The sequence below is a fragment of the Streptomyces sp. NPDC002276 genome (assembly GCF_053891435.1).
Map to the genome: position 1 here is coordinate 250,049 of NZ_JBSFCQ010000012.1, position 12,908 is coordinate 262,956.

The 12,908-nt window shown below is 71.2% G+C and carries 18 protein-coding genes; 10 read left to right on the forward strand and 8 right to left on the reverse strand.

Features of this window, described 5'->3' with window-relative positions:
• Positions 1-2: 2 nt before the first annotated feature.
• Entirely contained in the window at positions 3-1,493 is a 1,491-nt protein-coding gene (locus ACWIHT_RS29105; RefSeq protein ID WP_456171255.1) for an APC family permease, read from the reverse strand.
• Positions 1,494-1,629: 136 nt separating this feature from the next.
• Here ACWIHT_RS29105 and ACWIHT_RS29110 point away from each other — a divergent pair, with 136 nt between their 5' ends.
• The 3 genes from ACWIHT_RS29110 to ACWIHT_RS29120 all read left to right on the forward strand — a co-directional run bounded on the left by ACWIHT_RS29110 (position 1,630) and on the right by ACWIHT_RS29120 (position 3,370).
• A complete protein-coding gene (locus ACWIHT_RS29110) occupies positions 1,630-2,349 on the forward strand; it encodes a TetR/AcrR family transcriptional regulator (RefSeq protein ID WP_456171256.1) in 720 nt (239 codons plus the stop codon).
• Positions 2,350-2,365: 16 nt separating this feature from the next.
• The gene (locus tag ACWIHT_RS29115; protein ID WP_456171257.1) at positions 2,366-2,830 is read left to right on the forward strand and encodes a pyridoxamine 5'-phosphate oxidase family protein; all 465 of its coding nucleotides are present in this window, start codon (positions 2,366-2,368) and stop codon (positions 2,828-2,830) included.
• 147 nt (positions 2,831-2,977) lie between these two features.
• Entirely contained in the window at positions 2,978-3,370 is a 393-nt protein-coding gene (locus ACWIHT_RS29120) for a VOC family protein (protein ID WP_456171258.1), read from the forward strand.
• 15 nt (positions 3,371-3,385) lie between these two features.
• Here ACWIHT_RS29120 and ACWIHT_RS29125 read toward each other — a convergent pair whose 3' ends face one another.
• Positions 3,386-3,688: a DUF4235 domain-containing protein gene (locus ACWIHT_RS29125; protein WP_456171259.1), complete on the reverse strand. Its 303-nt coding sequence runs from the start codon at positions 3,686-3,688 to the stop codon at positions 3,386-3,388.
• 283 nt (positions 3,689-3,971) lie between these two features.
• The gene (locus tag ACWIHT_RS29130) at positions 3,972-4,421 is read right to left on the reverse strand and encodes a nitroreductase family deazaflavin-dependent oxidoreductase (protein ID WP_456171260.1); all 450 of its coding nucleotides are present in this window, start codon (positions 4,419-4,421) and stop codon (positions 3,972-3,974) included.
• A 182-nt stretch (positions 4,422-4,603) separates the two neighbouring features.
• On the opposite strand from ACWIHT_RS29130, the gene ACWIHT_RS29135 reads away from it, so the two are divergent.
• The 3 genes from ACWIHT_RS29135 to ACWIHT_RS29145 all read left to right on the forward strand — a co-directional run bounded on the left by ACWIHT_RS29135 (position 4,604) and on the right by ACWIHT_RS29145 (position 6,371).
• On the forward strand, positions 4,604-4,795 hold the full coding sequence (locus tag ACWIHT_RS29135; protein WP_456171261.1) for a nuclear transport factor 2 family protein: 192 nt from the start codon (positions 4,604-4,606) through the stop codon (positions 4,793-4,795).
• Positions 4,796-4,936: 141 nt separating this feature from the next.
• The gene (locus ACWIHT_RS29140; protein WP_456171262.1) at positions 4,937-6,160 is read left to right on the forward strand and encodes a cytochrome P450; all 1,224 of its coding nucleotides are present in this window, start codon (positions 4,937-4,939) and stop codon (positions 6,158-6,160) included.
• Between the two features lie 13 nt (positions 6,161-6,173).
• On the forward strand, positions 6,174-6,371 hold the full coding sequence (locus tag ACWIHT_RS29145; RefSeq protein ID WP_200709921.1) for a ferredoxin: 198 nt from the start codon (positions 6,174-6,176) through the stop codon (positions 6,369-6,371).
• Here ACWIHT_RS29145 and ACWIHT_RS29150 read toward each other — a convergent pair.
• Positions 6,355-7,284: a sigma-70 family RNA polymerase sigma factor gene (locus ACWIHT_RS29150; protein ID WP_456171263.1), complete on the reverse strand. Its 930-nt coding sequence runs from the start codon at positions 7,282-7,284 to the stop codon at positions 6,355-6,357. The two genes, ACWIHT_RS29145 and ACWIHT_RS29150, sit on opposite strands and share 17 nt — an antisense overlap.
• A gap of 68 nt (positions 7,285-7,352) precedes the next feature.
• Here ACWIHT_RS29150 and ACWIHT_RS29155 point away from each other — a divergent pair, with 68 nt between their 5' ends.
• Positions 7,353-8,015 carry an FMN-dependent NADH-azoreductase gene (locus tag ACWIHT_RS29155; protein WP_456171264.1) on the forward strand — a complete coding sequence of 221 codons (663 nt, stop codon included), beginning with the start codon at positions 7,353-7,355 and terminating at the stop codon, positions 8,013-8,015.
• Positions 8,016-8,017: 2 nt separating this feature from the next.
• Here the strand turns inward: ACWIHT_RS29155 and ACWIHT_RS29160 are convergent, their stop codons facing one another.
• Positions 8,018-8,569, reverse strand: a complete 552-nt coding sequence (locus ACWIHT_RS29160) for a TetR/AcrR family transcriptional regulator (RefSeq protein ID WP_456171265.1) — start codon at positions 8,567-8,569, stop codon at positions 8,018-8,020.
• A 98-nt stretch (positions 8,570-8,667) separates the two neighbouring features.
• Between ACWIHT_RS29160 and ACWIHT_RS29165 the strand changes: the two genes are divergently transcribed.
• Entirely contained in the window at positions 8,668-9,126 is a 459-nt protein-coding gene (locus tag ACWIHT_RS29165) for a nuclear transport factor 2 family protein (RefSeq protein ID WP_456171266.1), read from the forward strand.
• A gap of 9 nt (positions 9,127-9,135) precedes the next feature.
• Positions 9,136-9,660 carry a flavoprotein gene (locus ACWIHT_RS29170; RefSeq protein ID WP_456171267.1) on the forward strand — a complete coding sequence of 175 codons (525 nt, stop codon included), beginning with the start codon at positions 9,136-9,138 and terminating at the stop codon, positions 9,658-9,660.
• On the opposite strand, the gene ACWIHT_RS29175 is transcribed toward ACWIHT_RS29170, so the two are convergent.
• Together ACWIHT_RS29175 and ACWIHT_RS29180 are read right to left on the reverse strand one after the other, a co-directional pair.
• Entirely contained in the window at positions 9,657-10,511 is an 855-nt protein-coding gene (locus tag ACWIHT_RS29175; protein ID WP_456171268.1) for a hypothetical protein, read from the reverse strand. The genes ACWIHT_RS29170 and ACWIHT_RS29175 overlap by 4 nt on opposite strands.
• 108 nt (positions 10,512-10,619) lie before the next feature.
• A complete protein-coding gene (locus ACWIHT_RS29180) occupies positions 10,620-10,805 on the reverse strand; it encodes a hypothetical protein (protein WP_456171269.1) in 186 nt (61 codons plus the stop codon).
• A 2-nt stretch (positions 10,806-10,807) separates the two neighbouring features.
• Here ACWIHT_RS29180 and ACWIHT_RS29185 point away from each other — a divergent pair, with 2 nt between their 5' ends.
• Positions 10,808-11,779 (forward strand): aldo/keto reductase, encoded by a 972-nt coding sequence (locus tag ACWIHT_RS29185; RefSeq protein ID WP_456171270.1) that lies wholly within the window; start codon positions 10,808-10,810, stop codon positions 11,777-11,779.
• Positions 11,780-11,824: 45 nt separating this feature from the next.
• On the opposite strand, the gene ACWIHT_RS29190 is transcribed toward ACWIHT_RS29185, so the two are convergent.
• The gene (locus tag ACWIHT_RS29190) at positions 11,825-12,604 is read right to left on the reverse strand and encodes a phytanoyl-CoA dioxygenase family protein (RefSeq protein WP_456171271.1); all 780 of its coding nucleotides are present in this window, start codon (positions 12,602-12,604) and stop codon (positions 11,825-11,827) included.
• Positions 12,605-12,908 lie beyond the last annotated feature (304 nt).

The window sequence follows — 12,908 nt, forward strand, 5'->3', positions numbered from 1 at the left end:
GGTCATGAGGAGGTGACGAGCAGCTGCGGGGCGTCGGCGTCGGTGCCCCGACCGGACTGGAAGTAGGGCGACTTGCGTACCCACTTCGCCCAGGCGGCGGCCACGAAACCCGACGCGATCATCGCGGTCGGGGTGAGCAGCAGGAACCAGCCGTTGTCCGCGCTGACTTCGAGGTGGTCGATGGAGGTGTAGAAGGACCAGGCGAGATAGCCGCCGAGCCCCAGCAGGCTCAGGGCGCTCAGCGTGGGCAGCACCACCGCGCGGATGCCCTGTCGCCAGTCCTCCTGGAGGAGGGAGCGGAAGCGTACGGCGGCGGCGACGGCGGTGAGCGCGTAGGAGAGGGCGACGACGATGCCCACGGCGTTCACCGTCGCCATGATCATGTCGGCGAGGCGGGGGATCACCAGCGCCAGTGCGGCAACCGCCGTCGCCAGCGCGCCGATCAGCAGGGTGCCGAGGGCCGGAGTGCCGTAGCGCGCGCTGACCTTGGACCAGACGGGCCCGAGGGTGCGGTCGCGGCTCATCGCGAACATGCCCCGTGCGGTGGGGATCACCCCCGCCTGGAGGGAGGCGACCGCCGAGAACATCAGCGCCACCAACGGCAGCGCGGCCAGTGGCTGGGAGGCGAGGCGGTCGCCGAAGTAGGCCAGGCCCTGGGCGCCGTGGCCCGCCAACTCGCCCTCGGACAGCACCCGTTGGAAGGCGATCGAGCCGAGCAGGAACAGTCCGAGCATCGTCACGAGGGTGATCAGCCCGGCCCGGGACGCGTCGCGCGGGTCGCGCACCTCCTCGTTCACGGTGAACGCGGCCTCGAATCCCCAGTAGCAGAACACCGACAGCAGCAGGCCCTGTGCGAGCGCGGAGGCCGAGGGGATCGCGAAGGGGTCGAACCAGCTCAGGCTGAAGGAGTGCGGGCCGGTGACGATGCCGTAGCCGCAGAACCCGAGCAGGACGACGTACTCGAAGATCAGCAGTCCAGTCTGGAGACGGGCGGCGGTGCGGACGCCGGTGACCGCGGTGAGGGTGACGGCGACCAGGACGACGATCCCGACGGCGGTGGTCTGGGCCGTCGAGCCGGGGTCGAGACCGAGCCCGGCCAGCCGGTGCAGTCCGGCCTCTCCGGCGAGCTGGATCATCGCCGAGCCGGTGACCGCCGTGGTGTACGCGAGGAACGCGATCGTCGCGACGATGTTCACCCAGCCGACCAGGAAGCCGAGCCACGGAGTGAGTGAACGGCCCACCCACACATAGCCGTTGCCCGCGTTCGGCTCGACCTTGTTGAGCCGGGAGTAGGCGCCCGCGATGCCCAGGATCGGCAGGAACGCCAGCAGCATGATGGCCGGCAGATGCAGCCCGACCACCCCGGCGGTCACGCCGAGACCGATGCCGATGCTGGTGGTCGCGGCGGTGCTGGACGCGGCGATGGCGACGCCGTCCAGCAGACCGAGGGACTTGCGCAGTGCGGGCCCCGACGGGGGTGGCGTGTCGATCATGGCGTGCTCTCCGCTCGCACCGGGGGGCCCGAACGGCCCCGGTGAACGCACATGAAACTGCGCGGGCCCTTAACAGGTCAACGGTGTTGTCATAAGGTGCGGTCACCCGGACCCGAGCGACAGAGGAGGTCGTCGTATGAGCGAGCGTGTCGTCCCGGCTGCCGACCGCCGGCGCAGACGCCCCACCAAGCAGGGCGTCGTCCTGTCCGAGGAACTGATCGTCGAGACCGCTCTGAGGCTGATCGAGGAACACGGCGCCGAAGCCCTCTCCGTACGCCGTCTCGGCCGCGCCCTGGGCGCCGACCCCAGCTCCCTCTACCGCTACTTCCGGCACACCGACGACCTGATGCTGGCCGTCGCCGACGAGCTGATCGGCCGCACCCTGCGCACCTGGCGGCCCACCGGCGACTGGCTGGCCGACCTGCGCGACCTGGGCCTGCGCATGCACGCGGGAGCGCTCGCGCACCCGAGGGCGGCGATGCTCAGCTCCTACCGGGTGACCGGGCGGGTGTATGAGATCCAGGCCGTGGAGACGATCCTCGGGGTGCTGCGCGGGGCCGGTTTCCCCGACGCCGACGCGGTACGGATCTACCACGCCTACGTCGACCAGGCCCTCGCCTTCGGCGCCCTCGACTCCGCGAACACGGCGCTGCCGAAGCCCGCCCGCGACGCGGAGGCCGCCGTATGGCAGGCGATGTACGCCCGGTTGCCCGCCGACACGCACCCGCACATCGCGGCCACGGCCCGCCATCTCGTGGCCACCATGCGGCACAGCTCCTACCCGGCCGCGCAGGACCTGCTGCTGAGCGCGGCGGCGGCGCGGCTCGCCGAGATCCGCGCGGCGGCGGAGGGGTGAGCGGCAGACTGGAACCATGACTCAAGAGCCCGCACGCGGCGCGAAGCAGCGCAAGCAGGACACACTCCGCCGACTGGAGCACGACGAGGACGCGTGGCTCGCCACGGCCGGCGCGGACGGGGGAGCGCCCTATCTCGTACCGCTGTCGTTCGTGTGGGACGGCTCCACCCTGCTGTTCGCCACCCCGGCCGCGAGCCCCACCGGCCGCAACCTCGCGGCGACCCGCGTCGCGCGGCTCGGGATCGGACCGACCCGTGACGTGGTGATGATCGAAGGCACCGTGACCATGCTGACGCCCGCCGAGCTGCCCGAGGAGGACGCCGAGATCTTCGCCTCCAGGACAGGCTTCGACCCACGCCGACTCACCACGCCCTACAACTACTTCAGGATCCTGCCGCGGCGCGTCCAGGCCTGGCGGGAGGCCAATGAACTCGACGGGCGCGAGCTGATGCGCGACGGGCGGTGGCTGGTGGCCGACTGAAGGGTGAACCGGCGGGTTCACCGAGAGGTTCACCGAAAGGTTCGCCGATCCAGGCGGGCCGTCGGCATCAACCGGCCGAACGGGGATACCCGTTGGGTGCGTGGCAACCGAACTCGACGCTTGCGCGCCTGAATTCTCGGAGGAACCATGGCACTCGTGACCGCAAGCTTCGTGGTGCTCGACGCGGTCGAGCCGGAGAAACTCGCCGTGTTCTACACGGAGTTGCTCGACGGCGAACAGACGGACATCTCGCTCGACCAGGTGGAGATCAGGGGCGCGGACGGAACCCGGCTGGCGTTCCGCCGCGACGCCGGCGCCATCCCGCCGAGCTGGCCCCGCGCCGAGAACAACCAGCAGGTCCACCTGGACTTCCTGGTGGAGGACCTGGACGAGGCGGAGCGCAGGGTCATCGGCCTCGGCGGACGCGCGCTGGAGACCAAGGACATGCCGGGCCCGTACGAGGAGCGCGTGTACGCGGACCCGGCCGGCCACTCCTTCACTCTCCGCCCGGTACCGCCCACCGCGTCCGAACAGGGCTGAGGCCCCTCAACTCCCTTACTCCCGGCCGCCCTTGTCCTTCGCCGGCCAGACACCGGTCGACCGCTCGATGGCCTTCGCGCCGGTACGGTCCGCCGCGCTGCGCGCCACCGCGAACAGGGCGCCCTGGAGCGCGGCGGCGAACAGGATCTCGCCCCAGCCGCGGTCGCGGTCCAGCGGGTCGGGGGCGTCCTCCTCGTGCCGTATCGCCTTCCACGCAGCGCGGAAGGCGCGGCCCGCGAGGGCGCCGCTCACGATGCCCAGGACCAGGCCGACGGGCTGGTAGACGAGCGGGAGTTTCTTCTTCTTGCTCTTGGCCACGGAGGTCTCCTTCTGCGGACGCGCCGGTCGGGAACCCGACGGTGCCATCGAATCCGGGAGTTCGGTAGAGGGACAGGGATCTTCGGGAGTGGCGGCGCAACGATGTCCGGCACGAGCGGCGGGCGTCCAGGATCACCGGGCCGTTGGCGGGACCGGCGGGCAGCGGAAAGCCCCGCCGCGACGGGGGAGCGCGGCGGGGCCTGGACGTCGGGTGCCCGGCGGGCACCGGTTCATGCGCCTCGGGACAAGGGATTTCCCGGTGGACGCGGAACGGCTGTCGGCGTCAGCTTCCGTCGGCCGGTTCCAGGACGAACACGGGGATCTGCCGGTCCGTCTTCGTCTGGTACTCGGCGTACGGGGGATACGCGGCGACCGCCCGCTCCCACCACTCGGCCTTCTCGTCGCCGGTGACCTCGCGGGCCGTCAGGTCCCACTTCCGCGGGCCGTCCTGAAGCTCCACCCGGGGGTCGGCCTGGACGTTGAAGTACCAGACGGGGTGTTTGGGCGCGCCGCCCTGCGAGGCGACCACGGCATACCGTCCGTCGTGCTCGACCCGCATCAGCGGGGTCTTCCTGATCTTCCCGCTCTTGGCGCCCACGGTCGTCAGCAGGATGACGGGCAGGCCCGTGTCCATCAGGGTCGTCCCCTTGGTGCCGCCGGAGCTCTCGTACAGCTCGACCTGGTCGCGCACCCACTGCGACGGGCTGGGTTCGTACTCGCCCTCAAGAGGCATGGCATTCGTCCCATCTCGCGTTCTACGGCTGTCTCGCATCGGGATTCAACACCAGCGGGCGCGCGATTCATCCACACCGCGACTCTCTTCGGCCACGGCCCCTCCAACGGGCGATGACATCGGATCGGAGGGGACCGCGGGTATGCGAGTGCCCTTTCTCGTCCGGTGATCGTCTTGTGGTCGTGCGAGCCGAGCACGCCGACGCGGTCGTGTTCGGCGAGATCCGGCTGGCCGTCAGGTCCACCGGACGGCCGTATCGCGCCAGGTTCGCCCCGCATCTCACCGTCCGGGACGGGCTGATCGCGCGTCACCACGGGTACGAGGACTGCCTCGCCGTGGCCCGTGCCTTCAGCGACGGACCGGGTCCGCGGTGACCGTGGGACCGGCGAACCGGACCGTAGGGTTCAGCCAGATTGTAGGGACCACCGATCTGGCCGAACTTAAGGTGGCCCTATAGGTGCCTCGGGCATCTAATGAAGATCGGCACGACGCACTCTTCGTCTGCGAGGTCTTCCATGACGGATCTGACGGATCTGACAGCTCCGACCGACCTGACCGAACCCGTCGCCTTCCCCCAGAGCCGCACCTGCCCCTACCACCCGCCCACCGGCTACGACCCCCTGCGCGCCGACCGTCCGCTGACCCGCGTGACCCTCTACGACGGCAGCCCGGCCTGGCTGGTCACCGGCCACTCCACCGCCCGCGCGCTCCTCGCCGACCAGCGCCTGTCCTCCGACCGCACCCGCCCCGGCTTCCCCGCCACCAGCCCGCGCTTCGCGGCGTTCCGGAACCGTACGGCCGCACTCGTCGGCGTCGACGACCCCAAGCACCGCACCCAGCGCCGGATGATGATCCCCGGGTTCACCGTCAAACGCGCCACGGCGATGCGGCCCGACATCCAGCGGATCGTCGACGGACGGCTCGACGCGATGATCGCCGGGGGCGGGCCCGCCGACCTGGTGCCCTCGTTCGCGCTGCCCGTGCCCTCGATGGTGATCTGCGCCCTGCTCGGCGTCCCGTACGCCGACCACGAGTTCTTCGAGGCGCAGTCCCGGCGCCTGCTGCGCGGCCCCACGGCCGAGGAGAGCCAGGACGCCCGCGCCCAACTCGACCACTATCTGGGCGAGTTGATCGACCGCAAGCAGCAGGAGCCGGGCGAGGGACTGCTGGACGATCTCGTCCGGGAGCAGTTGAACGAAGGCGCCCTGGACCGGGACGAGTTGAGCGCCCTCGGTCTCATCCTCCTTGTCGCGGGGCACGAGACGACCGCCAACATGATCTCCCTCGGCACGTTCACGCTGCTGCGCCATCCCGAGCGGCTGGCCGAACTGCGGGCCGATACAAGGCTGTTGCCCGATGTGGTCGAGGAGCTGATGCGGTCGCTGTCGATCGTGGACGGGCTGATGCGGCTGGCCGTCGAGGACATCGACGTGGACGGCGTGACGATCAGGGCCGGTGAGGGAGTGCTCTTCTCCACCTCGGTCGTCAACCGCGACGAGGCCGTCTACAGCGCCCCGGACGCCCTGGACTGGCACCGGCCCGCCCGCCACCACATCGCGTTCGGCTTCGGCATCCACCAGTGCCTCGGCCAGAACCTGGCCCGCGCCGAACTGGAGATCGCCCTGCGCAGCCTCTTCGACCGGCTGCCCACGCTGCGCCTGGCCGCACCGGCGGAGGAGATCCCCTTCAAACCGGGCGACACGATCCAGGGGATGCTGGAACTCCCCGTGACCTGGTAAGAGGCTGCGTTCCATGCACACCGAAATCCACATCGACAAGGACCTCTGCATCGGGGCGGGCCAGTGCGCCCTGGCCGCCCCGGGCGTGTTCACCCAGGACGACGACGGCTACAGCACGGTGCTGCCCGGCAAGGAGGACGGCGCCGGTGACCCGATGCTCCGTGAGGCGGCCCGCGCCTGCCCGGTCACCGCGATCACGGTGACCGACTGACCCGACGGGCCGATCGGGGCCTCGTACGAGCCGGTCGGCCCGCCGTCCCCAGCACCGCCACCTCGACACCCCGCAGCCGCCCCCGGTCCGCGATCACCTCGTACGCCGCGACCCGCCCGCCCTCGACGGTCACCCGCAGCGCGAGCAGCAGCCGTCCGCCCGGGGCGACCACGATGCCCACGTCCCCGTCGACGAGGGCGAGCGCGGCGAACCGGGTCCGGGCGCGCAGCAGTACGGTCCCCTCGGCGACCGCCCGGGCCCCGCGCAGCTCGGCAGGGACCCCGGGCGGCAACGCGGCGGGTTCGGCGTGCCGGACCACGTCCGGGGCCAGGACGTCGAGCAGCGCACCGAGGTCACCGCCCCGCGCGGCGGCGAGGAAGGCCGCGACGACCTCCCGGTGCCGGTCCAGTTCCGCGCCCGGCAGCACCGGTGTGCCCCGCACCTTGTGCCGGGCCCGGCTGGCGAGCTTCTTCGCGGCGGGCAGCGAACGGTCCAGCACCGCCGCGATCCGGTCGAACGGCACCGCGAACAGATCGTGCAGCACGAACGCGACCCTCTCGGCCGGCCCCAGCGCGTCCAACACCACCAGCAGGGCGAGCCCCACCGAGTCGGCGAGCACGGCCTCGTCCTCGGGCACCTCACCGGCGCTCGGCTCCGGCAGCCCGTCGCCGTAGGGGTCCTCCCGCCGGGACGCGCGGGTGCGCAGCAGGTCGAGGCAGATGCGGGAGACGACCGTCGTCAGCCAGGCGGCGAGGTTGTCGATGTCGTCGCCGCCCGCGCGGCTCAGCCGCAGCCAGGTCTCCTGGACCGCGTCGTCCGCCTCGGCGAGCGAGCCCAGCATGCGGTGGGCGACGGCCCGCAGCCGCCCGCGCTCGGCCTCGAACCGCTCGGCCAGTTCGTCGTGCCCGCGCATGGGTCACCTTTCCTCGTCGTGCTCCGTCACCTCTCCGACGCACCCGAACCGACCGAGGTGACCACACCATGCTGCTGCACATCGACTCCAGCGCCGACACCACCGCCGACTCCGTGACCAGGCGACTCACCGAGACCTTCGCGCGGACCCACGGCACGGCGGACCACCGTCACCGCGACCTGTCCGCCGAACCGGTGCCGCCGATCACCCCCGCCTACACCACCCTCGGCCGCCGCGTGGAACGCGAGGGCTTCGTCCCGCCGGCCAAGGTCCCCGCGCTGATCGAGAGCGCCGCCGAGCAGCACGAGTGGGACCTGACCCGCCCGTACCTCACCGAACTCCTCGCCGCCGACACGGTGTTGCTCGGCGTCCCGATGTACAACTTCTCGATCCCCGCGAGCCTGAAGGCGTGGATCGACCGCGTCACCTTCCCCGGCGCACTCACCGATCCCGACACCGGCGAGAGCCTGCTGCGCGACACCCGAGTGGTCGTGGTCATGGCCCGTGGCGGCGGTTACGGCCCCGGCACCCCGCGCGAGCACTTCGACTTCCAAACGCCTTATCTGCGCGCCTACTTCGGCAACCTCGGCGTACCGCCGGAGCACCTCCACCTGGTCGCCGCCGAGCTGACCAGGGTCGACGTCATGCCCCAACTGGCAGGCCTGGAGGACCAGGCGGCGGCCTCCCTCGCCCGGGCCCGCGCCACGCTCACGACCCTCGCCGCCGCCTGACCTCAGCTGGCCCGCAGCAGCGACCGGACCGCCTCGCGCGCTTCCGCCGCCGGCTCCGCGCTCCCGGTGATGCCCGCCGTGACCATGGCCCCCTCGGCCAGCAGGAACACCTGCCCGGTCAGTACGGCGGGCAGCCCGGCGTCATCCACGAGACCGGCCAGATAGTCGCGGAACGCCCGCTTGTGCGCCCGGACTTGGGCCACCACGCGCTCCGAGCTCGCGCCGAGTTCGCCGTAGGAGTTGATCCATGCGCAGCCCCGGAAGTCGGGCTCGTCGAACCACTGCTCCAGCCAGTCGAAGACGGCCGGAATTCGCTCCCGTGGATCATCGTGCCGCTCGACGTGCTCGGCGAGGCGCCCGCGCCAGCGCAGGTCACGCCGTTCGAGGTACCCCTCCACCAACTGGTCCTTCGCCGGGAAGAGTTGGTAGAGCCGCTTGAGGGAGAGCCCGGAGGCGGTGCGGACGGCGTCCATGCCGACAGCCTGTATGCCCCGGCCGTAGAACAGCTTCTCGGCGGCGTCCAGCGCCTGCTTCCGGGCGACTGCGCTGTCCATGAAACGACCCCTCCTTGACGCGAGAACGACCGTTCTCTAGGTTAGCAGTCGCCCGGAGAACGCTCGTTCTCGCCCTGCTCCCCGCTCTGGAGACGACCATGGCCGACCGTCCGCCCCTCCCGCCCTTCACCCGCGAGACCGCGGCGCAGAAGGTGCAGGCCGCCGAGGACGCCTGGAACACCCGTGACCCGCAGCGAGTCGCGCTCGCCTACTCGGAGGACTCGGCCTGGCGCAACCGCGACACCTTCGTCACCGGCCGCGCCGAGATCGTCGAGTTCCTCACCGCCAAGTGGGAACGCGAGCACGAGTACGCCCTGCGCAAGGACCTCTGGGCCTACGACGGCAACCGCATCGCGGTCCGCTTCCAGTACGAGTGCCGGGACGCCGACGGACAGTGGTGGCGGTCGTACGGCAACGAGCTGTGGGAGTTCGACGAGCACGGGCTGATGACCCGGCGCGAGGCGAGCATCAACGACACGCGCATCGAGGAGAAGGAACGGCGTCTGTTCGGGGCACGGCCGGAAGCCGAACGCGGGCGGTCGTTCCCGCTTCAGTAGGCTCCCCGGGTGACCGAACAGGACTCGAAGGCCTTCCTCTACGTCGTCGTCTGCGCCGCCGGTATCGCCGCGGACGTCACCGAGCTGATCACCGCCGCACAGGAGCGGGACTGGGAGGTCGGGGTCATCGCGACGCCGGTCGCGATGGGCGGCTTCTTCGACACGGCCGCCGTCGAGGCGCAGACCGGCCGCCCGATCCGTTCGGCGTGGCGAACTCCCGGAGATCCGCGCCCCTTTCCGCCCCCGGACGCCGTGATCGTCGCGCCCGCCACCTTCAACACGATCAACAAATGGGCGGCCGGTACGGCGGACACCCTCGCCCTCGGCACCCTCTGCGAGGCGTACGGCCTCGGTGTCCCGACCGTCGTACTCCCTTGTGTGGCCGACGCGTTGGCCACCCACCCCGCGTACCGGGCGAGCCTGGCCCGACTGCGCGAGATGGGCGTCCGCTTCGGGGAGCCGTACTCCGGCGCGGCCCAACAGGACGGCGGGCGGCCGGAGTTCGGCTGGACGAAGGCGCTGGACCTGCTCTAGGAACAGGTCACGGTCGGCCCGGCGAGCATGCCCCCGGTGTAGAGCGTCTGGCCCTGGGGCATCCAGTAGCCCAGCTTCGAAACCACCGTGGAACAGCGGGACTTGAGGGTGACCCGGACCACCACGGTGTCCGGGTGCCCCGGCTGGAGATCGGTGAGCGCGCAGTCCAGGGCGTGCGGGAGCCGGTCCTGCGCGGGGTGGCGGCCGACCAGCGGATTGACGCAACGGGCGTCGTTCGTGGTCAGTTCCGCCCCCGTGCCCTCCTCCGCGATGAGCCCGAACCGCGCGCTGCCGTCGCCCTCGTCGCTGTGCCGCCGAACCGTGTACGTCAGCGTGGTCACGGAGTTCGGCGCCAGCGTGCTCCGGTCGACCTCGATGGAGTGCGTCGCCTTCGGCCTGGGCGCGGTCAGCGTGAGCGTCGCGCGGACCGTGCCCTGCACATCGACCCCCTCGGGCATCGAGCGGACGCGCACGGTGGCCGTGAAGTCGTACGTCCCCGGCCCCGGATACTGCCCCGACCCGGGCAGCGTGCCGGACGCGACCGTCTCACCGGCGCGCCGCGCGGTCCAGGTGCCCGAGGTGCGGCACGCGTAGTGGACGGTCGACCGGAGCTGCCGGCAGGTCGCGGGCGCCGAGACCGCCATGGTCGGGGTGCCGCTGCCCGCGCAGAGACTGACCATGGCATGCGCTCCGTGCGGGCCGTGCAGGGTGCCCGCGGGCGCGCACAGCGTCGACGGCGGCTCGGGCGGGGGCGGCGCAGGGTCGGTGTCACCCCATGCGGGCGACACCAGGGCCAGCGGCAGCACGGCCGCCCCCAGCAAGGTCCTCAGTCCGGTCCAACGTCTCGGCACGGCGTTCCTCCCGTACGGCCACGACCGGCCGGGCGCCGGTCGTCCGCACCGAGGATGCGCACCCGCGCGAGCCGCCCGACCGCTCCCACGCCGCGCGTCCGGGGCCGGTCACACCAACGCCGGACGCCGGTCGGTGCCCGAGGAGCGCGGCGCCCGCGGCTCTCCGGGCGCCCGCACCACGAGGCCGGTGACGGAGACGCGGCCGTCGTCGAGGGCCGCGGACGTGCCCGACTTCGAGCACTCGCGAAGTCGTACGCTCCAGAGCGGTACCGAACTCGAAGGCAGGAGCAGCAACGATGCAGTACGTGAAGCTCGGTTCGACCGGCCTGGACGTCTCGCGGATCTCTCTGGGCTGCATGACCTACGGACTTCCGGACCGCGGCACCCACGAGTGGACCCTCGACGAGGAGGCGTCGCGTCCGCTGATCCGGCAGGCGCTGGAGGCCGGGATCAACTTCCTCGACACCGCGAACGTCTACTCCGACGGCACAAGCGAGGAGATCACCGGCCGGGCACTGCGCGACTTCGCCCGCCGCGACGAGGTCGTGCTCGCGACGAAGGTGCACGGCCGCACCCGCCCCGGCCCCAACGGCGCCGGGCTCTCCCGCAAGGCGATCATGTCCGAGATCGACCACAGCCTCGCGCGCCTCGGCACCGACTACGTCGACCTGTATCAGATCCACCGCGCCGACCCGCACACCCCGGTCGAGGAGACCATGGAGGCGCTGCACGACCTGGTCAAGGCGGGCAAGGTCCGCTACATCGGGGCGAGTTCGATGTTCGCCTGGCAGTTCGCCAAGCACCAGCACATCGCGGAGCGGCACGGCTGGACCAAGTTCGTGTCCATGCAGAACCACTACAACCTCCTCTACCGCGAGGAGGAGCGCGAGATGCTGCCGCTCTGCGCGGACCAGGGTGTCGGGGTGCTGCCCTGGAGCCCGTTGGCGCGGGGCCGTCTCACCCGGGACTGGGGCACCACCACCGAGCGCAGCAGCACCGACAACTTCGGCAACCGCCTCTACCAGGACGGCGACCGGACGATCGTCGAGGCGGTCACCCGGATCGCCGGCGACCGGGGTGTCCCGCGCGCCCAGGTCGCCCTCGCCTGGCTGCTGCACCAGGGCACGGTGGCCGCACCGATCATCGGCGCGGCCAAGCCGCAGCACATCGAGGACGCCGTCGCCGCCGTCGAACTGGAGCTGAGCGACAAGGAGATCGAGGAGCTGGAGCAGCCCTACGTTCCGCACGCGATCAGCGGTCATTCCTGACGCATCGTCAACATGCTTGGTTTCAGGGTGAGTTGATACGAAGCGTCAGTGCGGGCCGTGCGGTGCGAACTCCGTGCCGCACGGTCCCGCTCCGGCGCTCTCCGCGAGCGGCACCCGTTCACCGCTCATCGTGATCGTGCGGTAGAAACTCCCGATCCGGTCGGCCGAGCGGCCCACGTAGTGCCCGATGAACGAACGCCGGAAGCGGTCCGTGCTGCGATTGGGCCCCGAGCCGTGCACCAGGCTGCCGTTGAAGAACAGGACGTCCCCGGGCGCCATGTCGACCGGCACCGCCGAGAGGCCGGGCGGCGGGGGAACGTACTCGCGGGCGAAGGACAGCCCGGCGTCCGCCTCCTCCGGGCAGAACACGTCCATGCGATGGGTGCCGGGCACGACCTCCAGGCCGCCGTTGTCCCGGTCGATCTCGTCGCAGGCGATCCACGCGGCCACACAGGTTCCGGGCTCGGCCCGCAGATAGAAGTTGTCCTGGTGCAGCGCCTGGCCCCGGGCCCCCGGCGGCTTGAAATAGAACATGCTCTGCGCGGCCAGCACCTCTTCGCCGAACAGGGTTTCCAGGATGGCCCGCAGCCGCGCGTCCAGCAGGAAGCGCAGGGCGAGTTCGTCGATCTCGTGCGGGTGCATCACCCGGGGGTACGCGAGCAGGGGATCGCCGCTCGGGCGCGGCGCGAAGTGGCCGGGCACCGGACCCGCCGCGTGCAGTGCCGTGAACCGGGCGCGGAGCCGGTCGATTTCGTCGTGACCGAACAATCCGCGCGCGACCGTGAACCCGTCCTCCTCGAACGCGCCGATGTCCGTGGCTGTCATGCGGGACCTCCTCGGTGTGGTGTCACTCCACAGTGTCAGGAGGTCGGGCGCCCGCCTATTGGTTGGTCGTGAACGCTCTCGACGGTGCGGGGGTGGCAGGTGTCAACTCCCGTGGCGGCACGGTCCGGTCGGGCGATCGGCCCGGCGGTTCGAACATGACCTGGGAAGACGGGAGGAGCGGCGGTGTCCCCGACCGGTGTGCCGGACGTGCCTGGCCGCCCCCGGCCAATGGTTTTGGGATTTCCCGTGTGGATACGGTGGCAATCCCATAACGGACCCCATTGACGAATCGTCAAATGAAGGG

What these genes read in the sequence shown, in the direction of transcription:
- ACWIHT_RS29105 (WP_456171255.1), bottom strand. Translation starts at nt 1,493, where the DNA reads ATGATCGACACGCCACCCCCGTCGGGGCCCGCACTGCGCAAGTCCCTC.
- ACWIHT_RS29110 (WP_456171256.1), top strand. Translation starts at nt 1,630, where the DNA reads ATGAGCGAGCGTGTCGTCCCGGCTGCCGACCGCCGGCGCAGACGCCCC.
- ACWIHT_RS29115 (WP_456171257.1), top strand. Translation starts at nt 2,366, where the DNA reads ATGACTCAAGAGCCCGCACGCGGCGCGAAGCAGCGCAAGCAGGACACA.
- ACWIHT_RS29120 (WP_456171258.1), top strand. Translation starts at nt 2,978, where the DNA reads ATGGCACTCGTGACCGCAAGCTTCGTGGTGCTCGACGCGGTCGAGCCG.
- ACWIHT_RS29130 (WP_456171260.1), bottom strand. Translation starts at nt 4,421, where the DNA reads ATGCCTCTTGAGGGCGAGTACGAACCCAGCCCGTCGCAGTGGGTGCGC.
- ACWIHT_RS29140 (WP_456171262.1), top strand. Translation starts at nt 4,937, where the DNA reads ATGACGGATCTGACGGATCTGACAGCTCCGACCGACCTGACCGAACCC.
- ACWIHT_RS29145 (WP_200709921.1), top strand. Translation starts at nt 6,174, where the DNA reads ATGCACACCGAAATCCACATCGACAAGGACCTCTGCATCGGGGCGGGC.
- ACWIHT_RS29150 (WP_456171263.1), bottom strand. Translation starts at nt 7,284, where the DNA reads ATGCGCGGGCACGACGAACTGGCCGAGCGGTTCGAGGCCGAGCGCGGG.
- ACWIHT_RS29155 (WP_456171264.1), top strand. Translation starts at nt 7,353, where the DNA reads ATGCTGCTGCACATCGACTCCAGCGCCGACACCACCGCCGACTCCGTG.
- ACWIHT_RS29160 (WP_456171265.1), bottom strand. Translation starts at nt 8,569, where the DNA reads ATGGACAGCGCAGTCGCCCGGAAGCAGGCGCTGGACGCCGCCGAGAAG.
- ACWIHT_RS29165 (WP_456171266.1), top strand. Translation starts at nt 8,668, where the DNA reads ATGGCCGACCGTCCGCCCCTCCCGCCCTTCACCCGCGAGACCGCGGCG.
- ACWIHT_RS29185 (WP_456171270.1), top strand. Translation starts at nt 10,808, where the DNA reads ATGCAGTACGTGAAGCTCGGTTCGACCGGCCTGGACGTCTCGCGGATC.
- ACWIHT_RS29190 (WP_456171271.1), bottom strand. Translation starts at nt 12,604, where the DNA reads ATGACAGCCACGGACATCGGCGCGTTCGAGGAGGACGGGTTCACGGTC.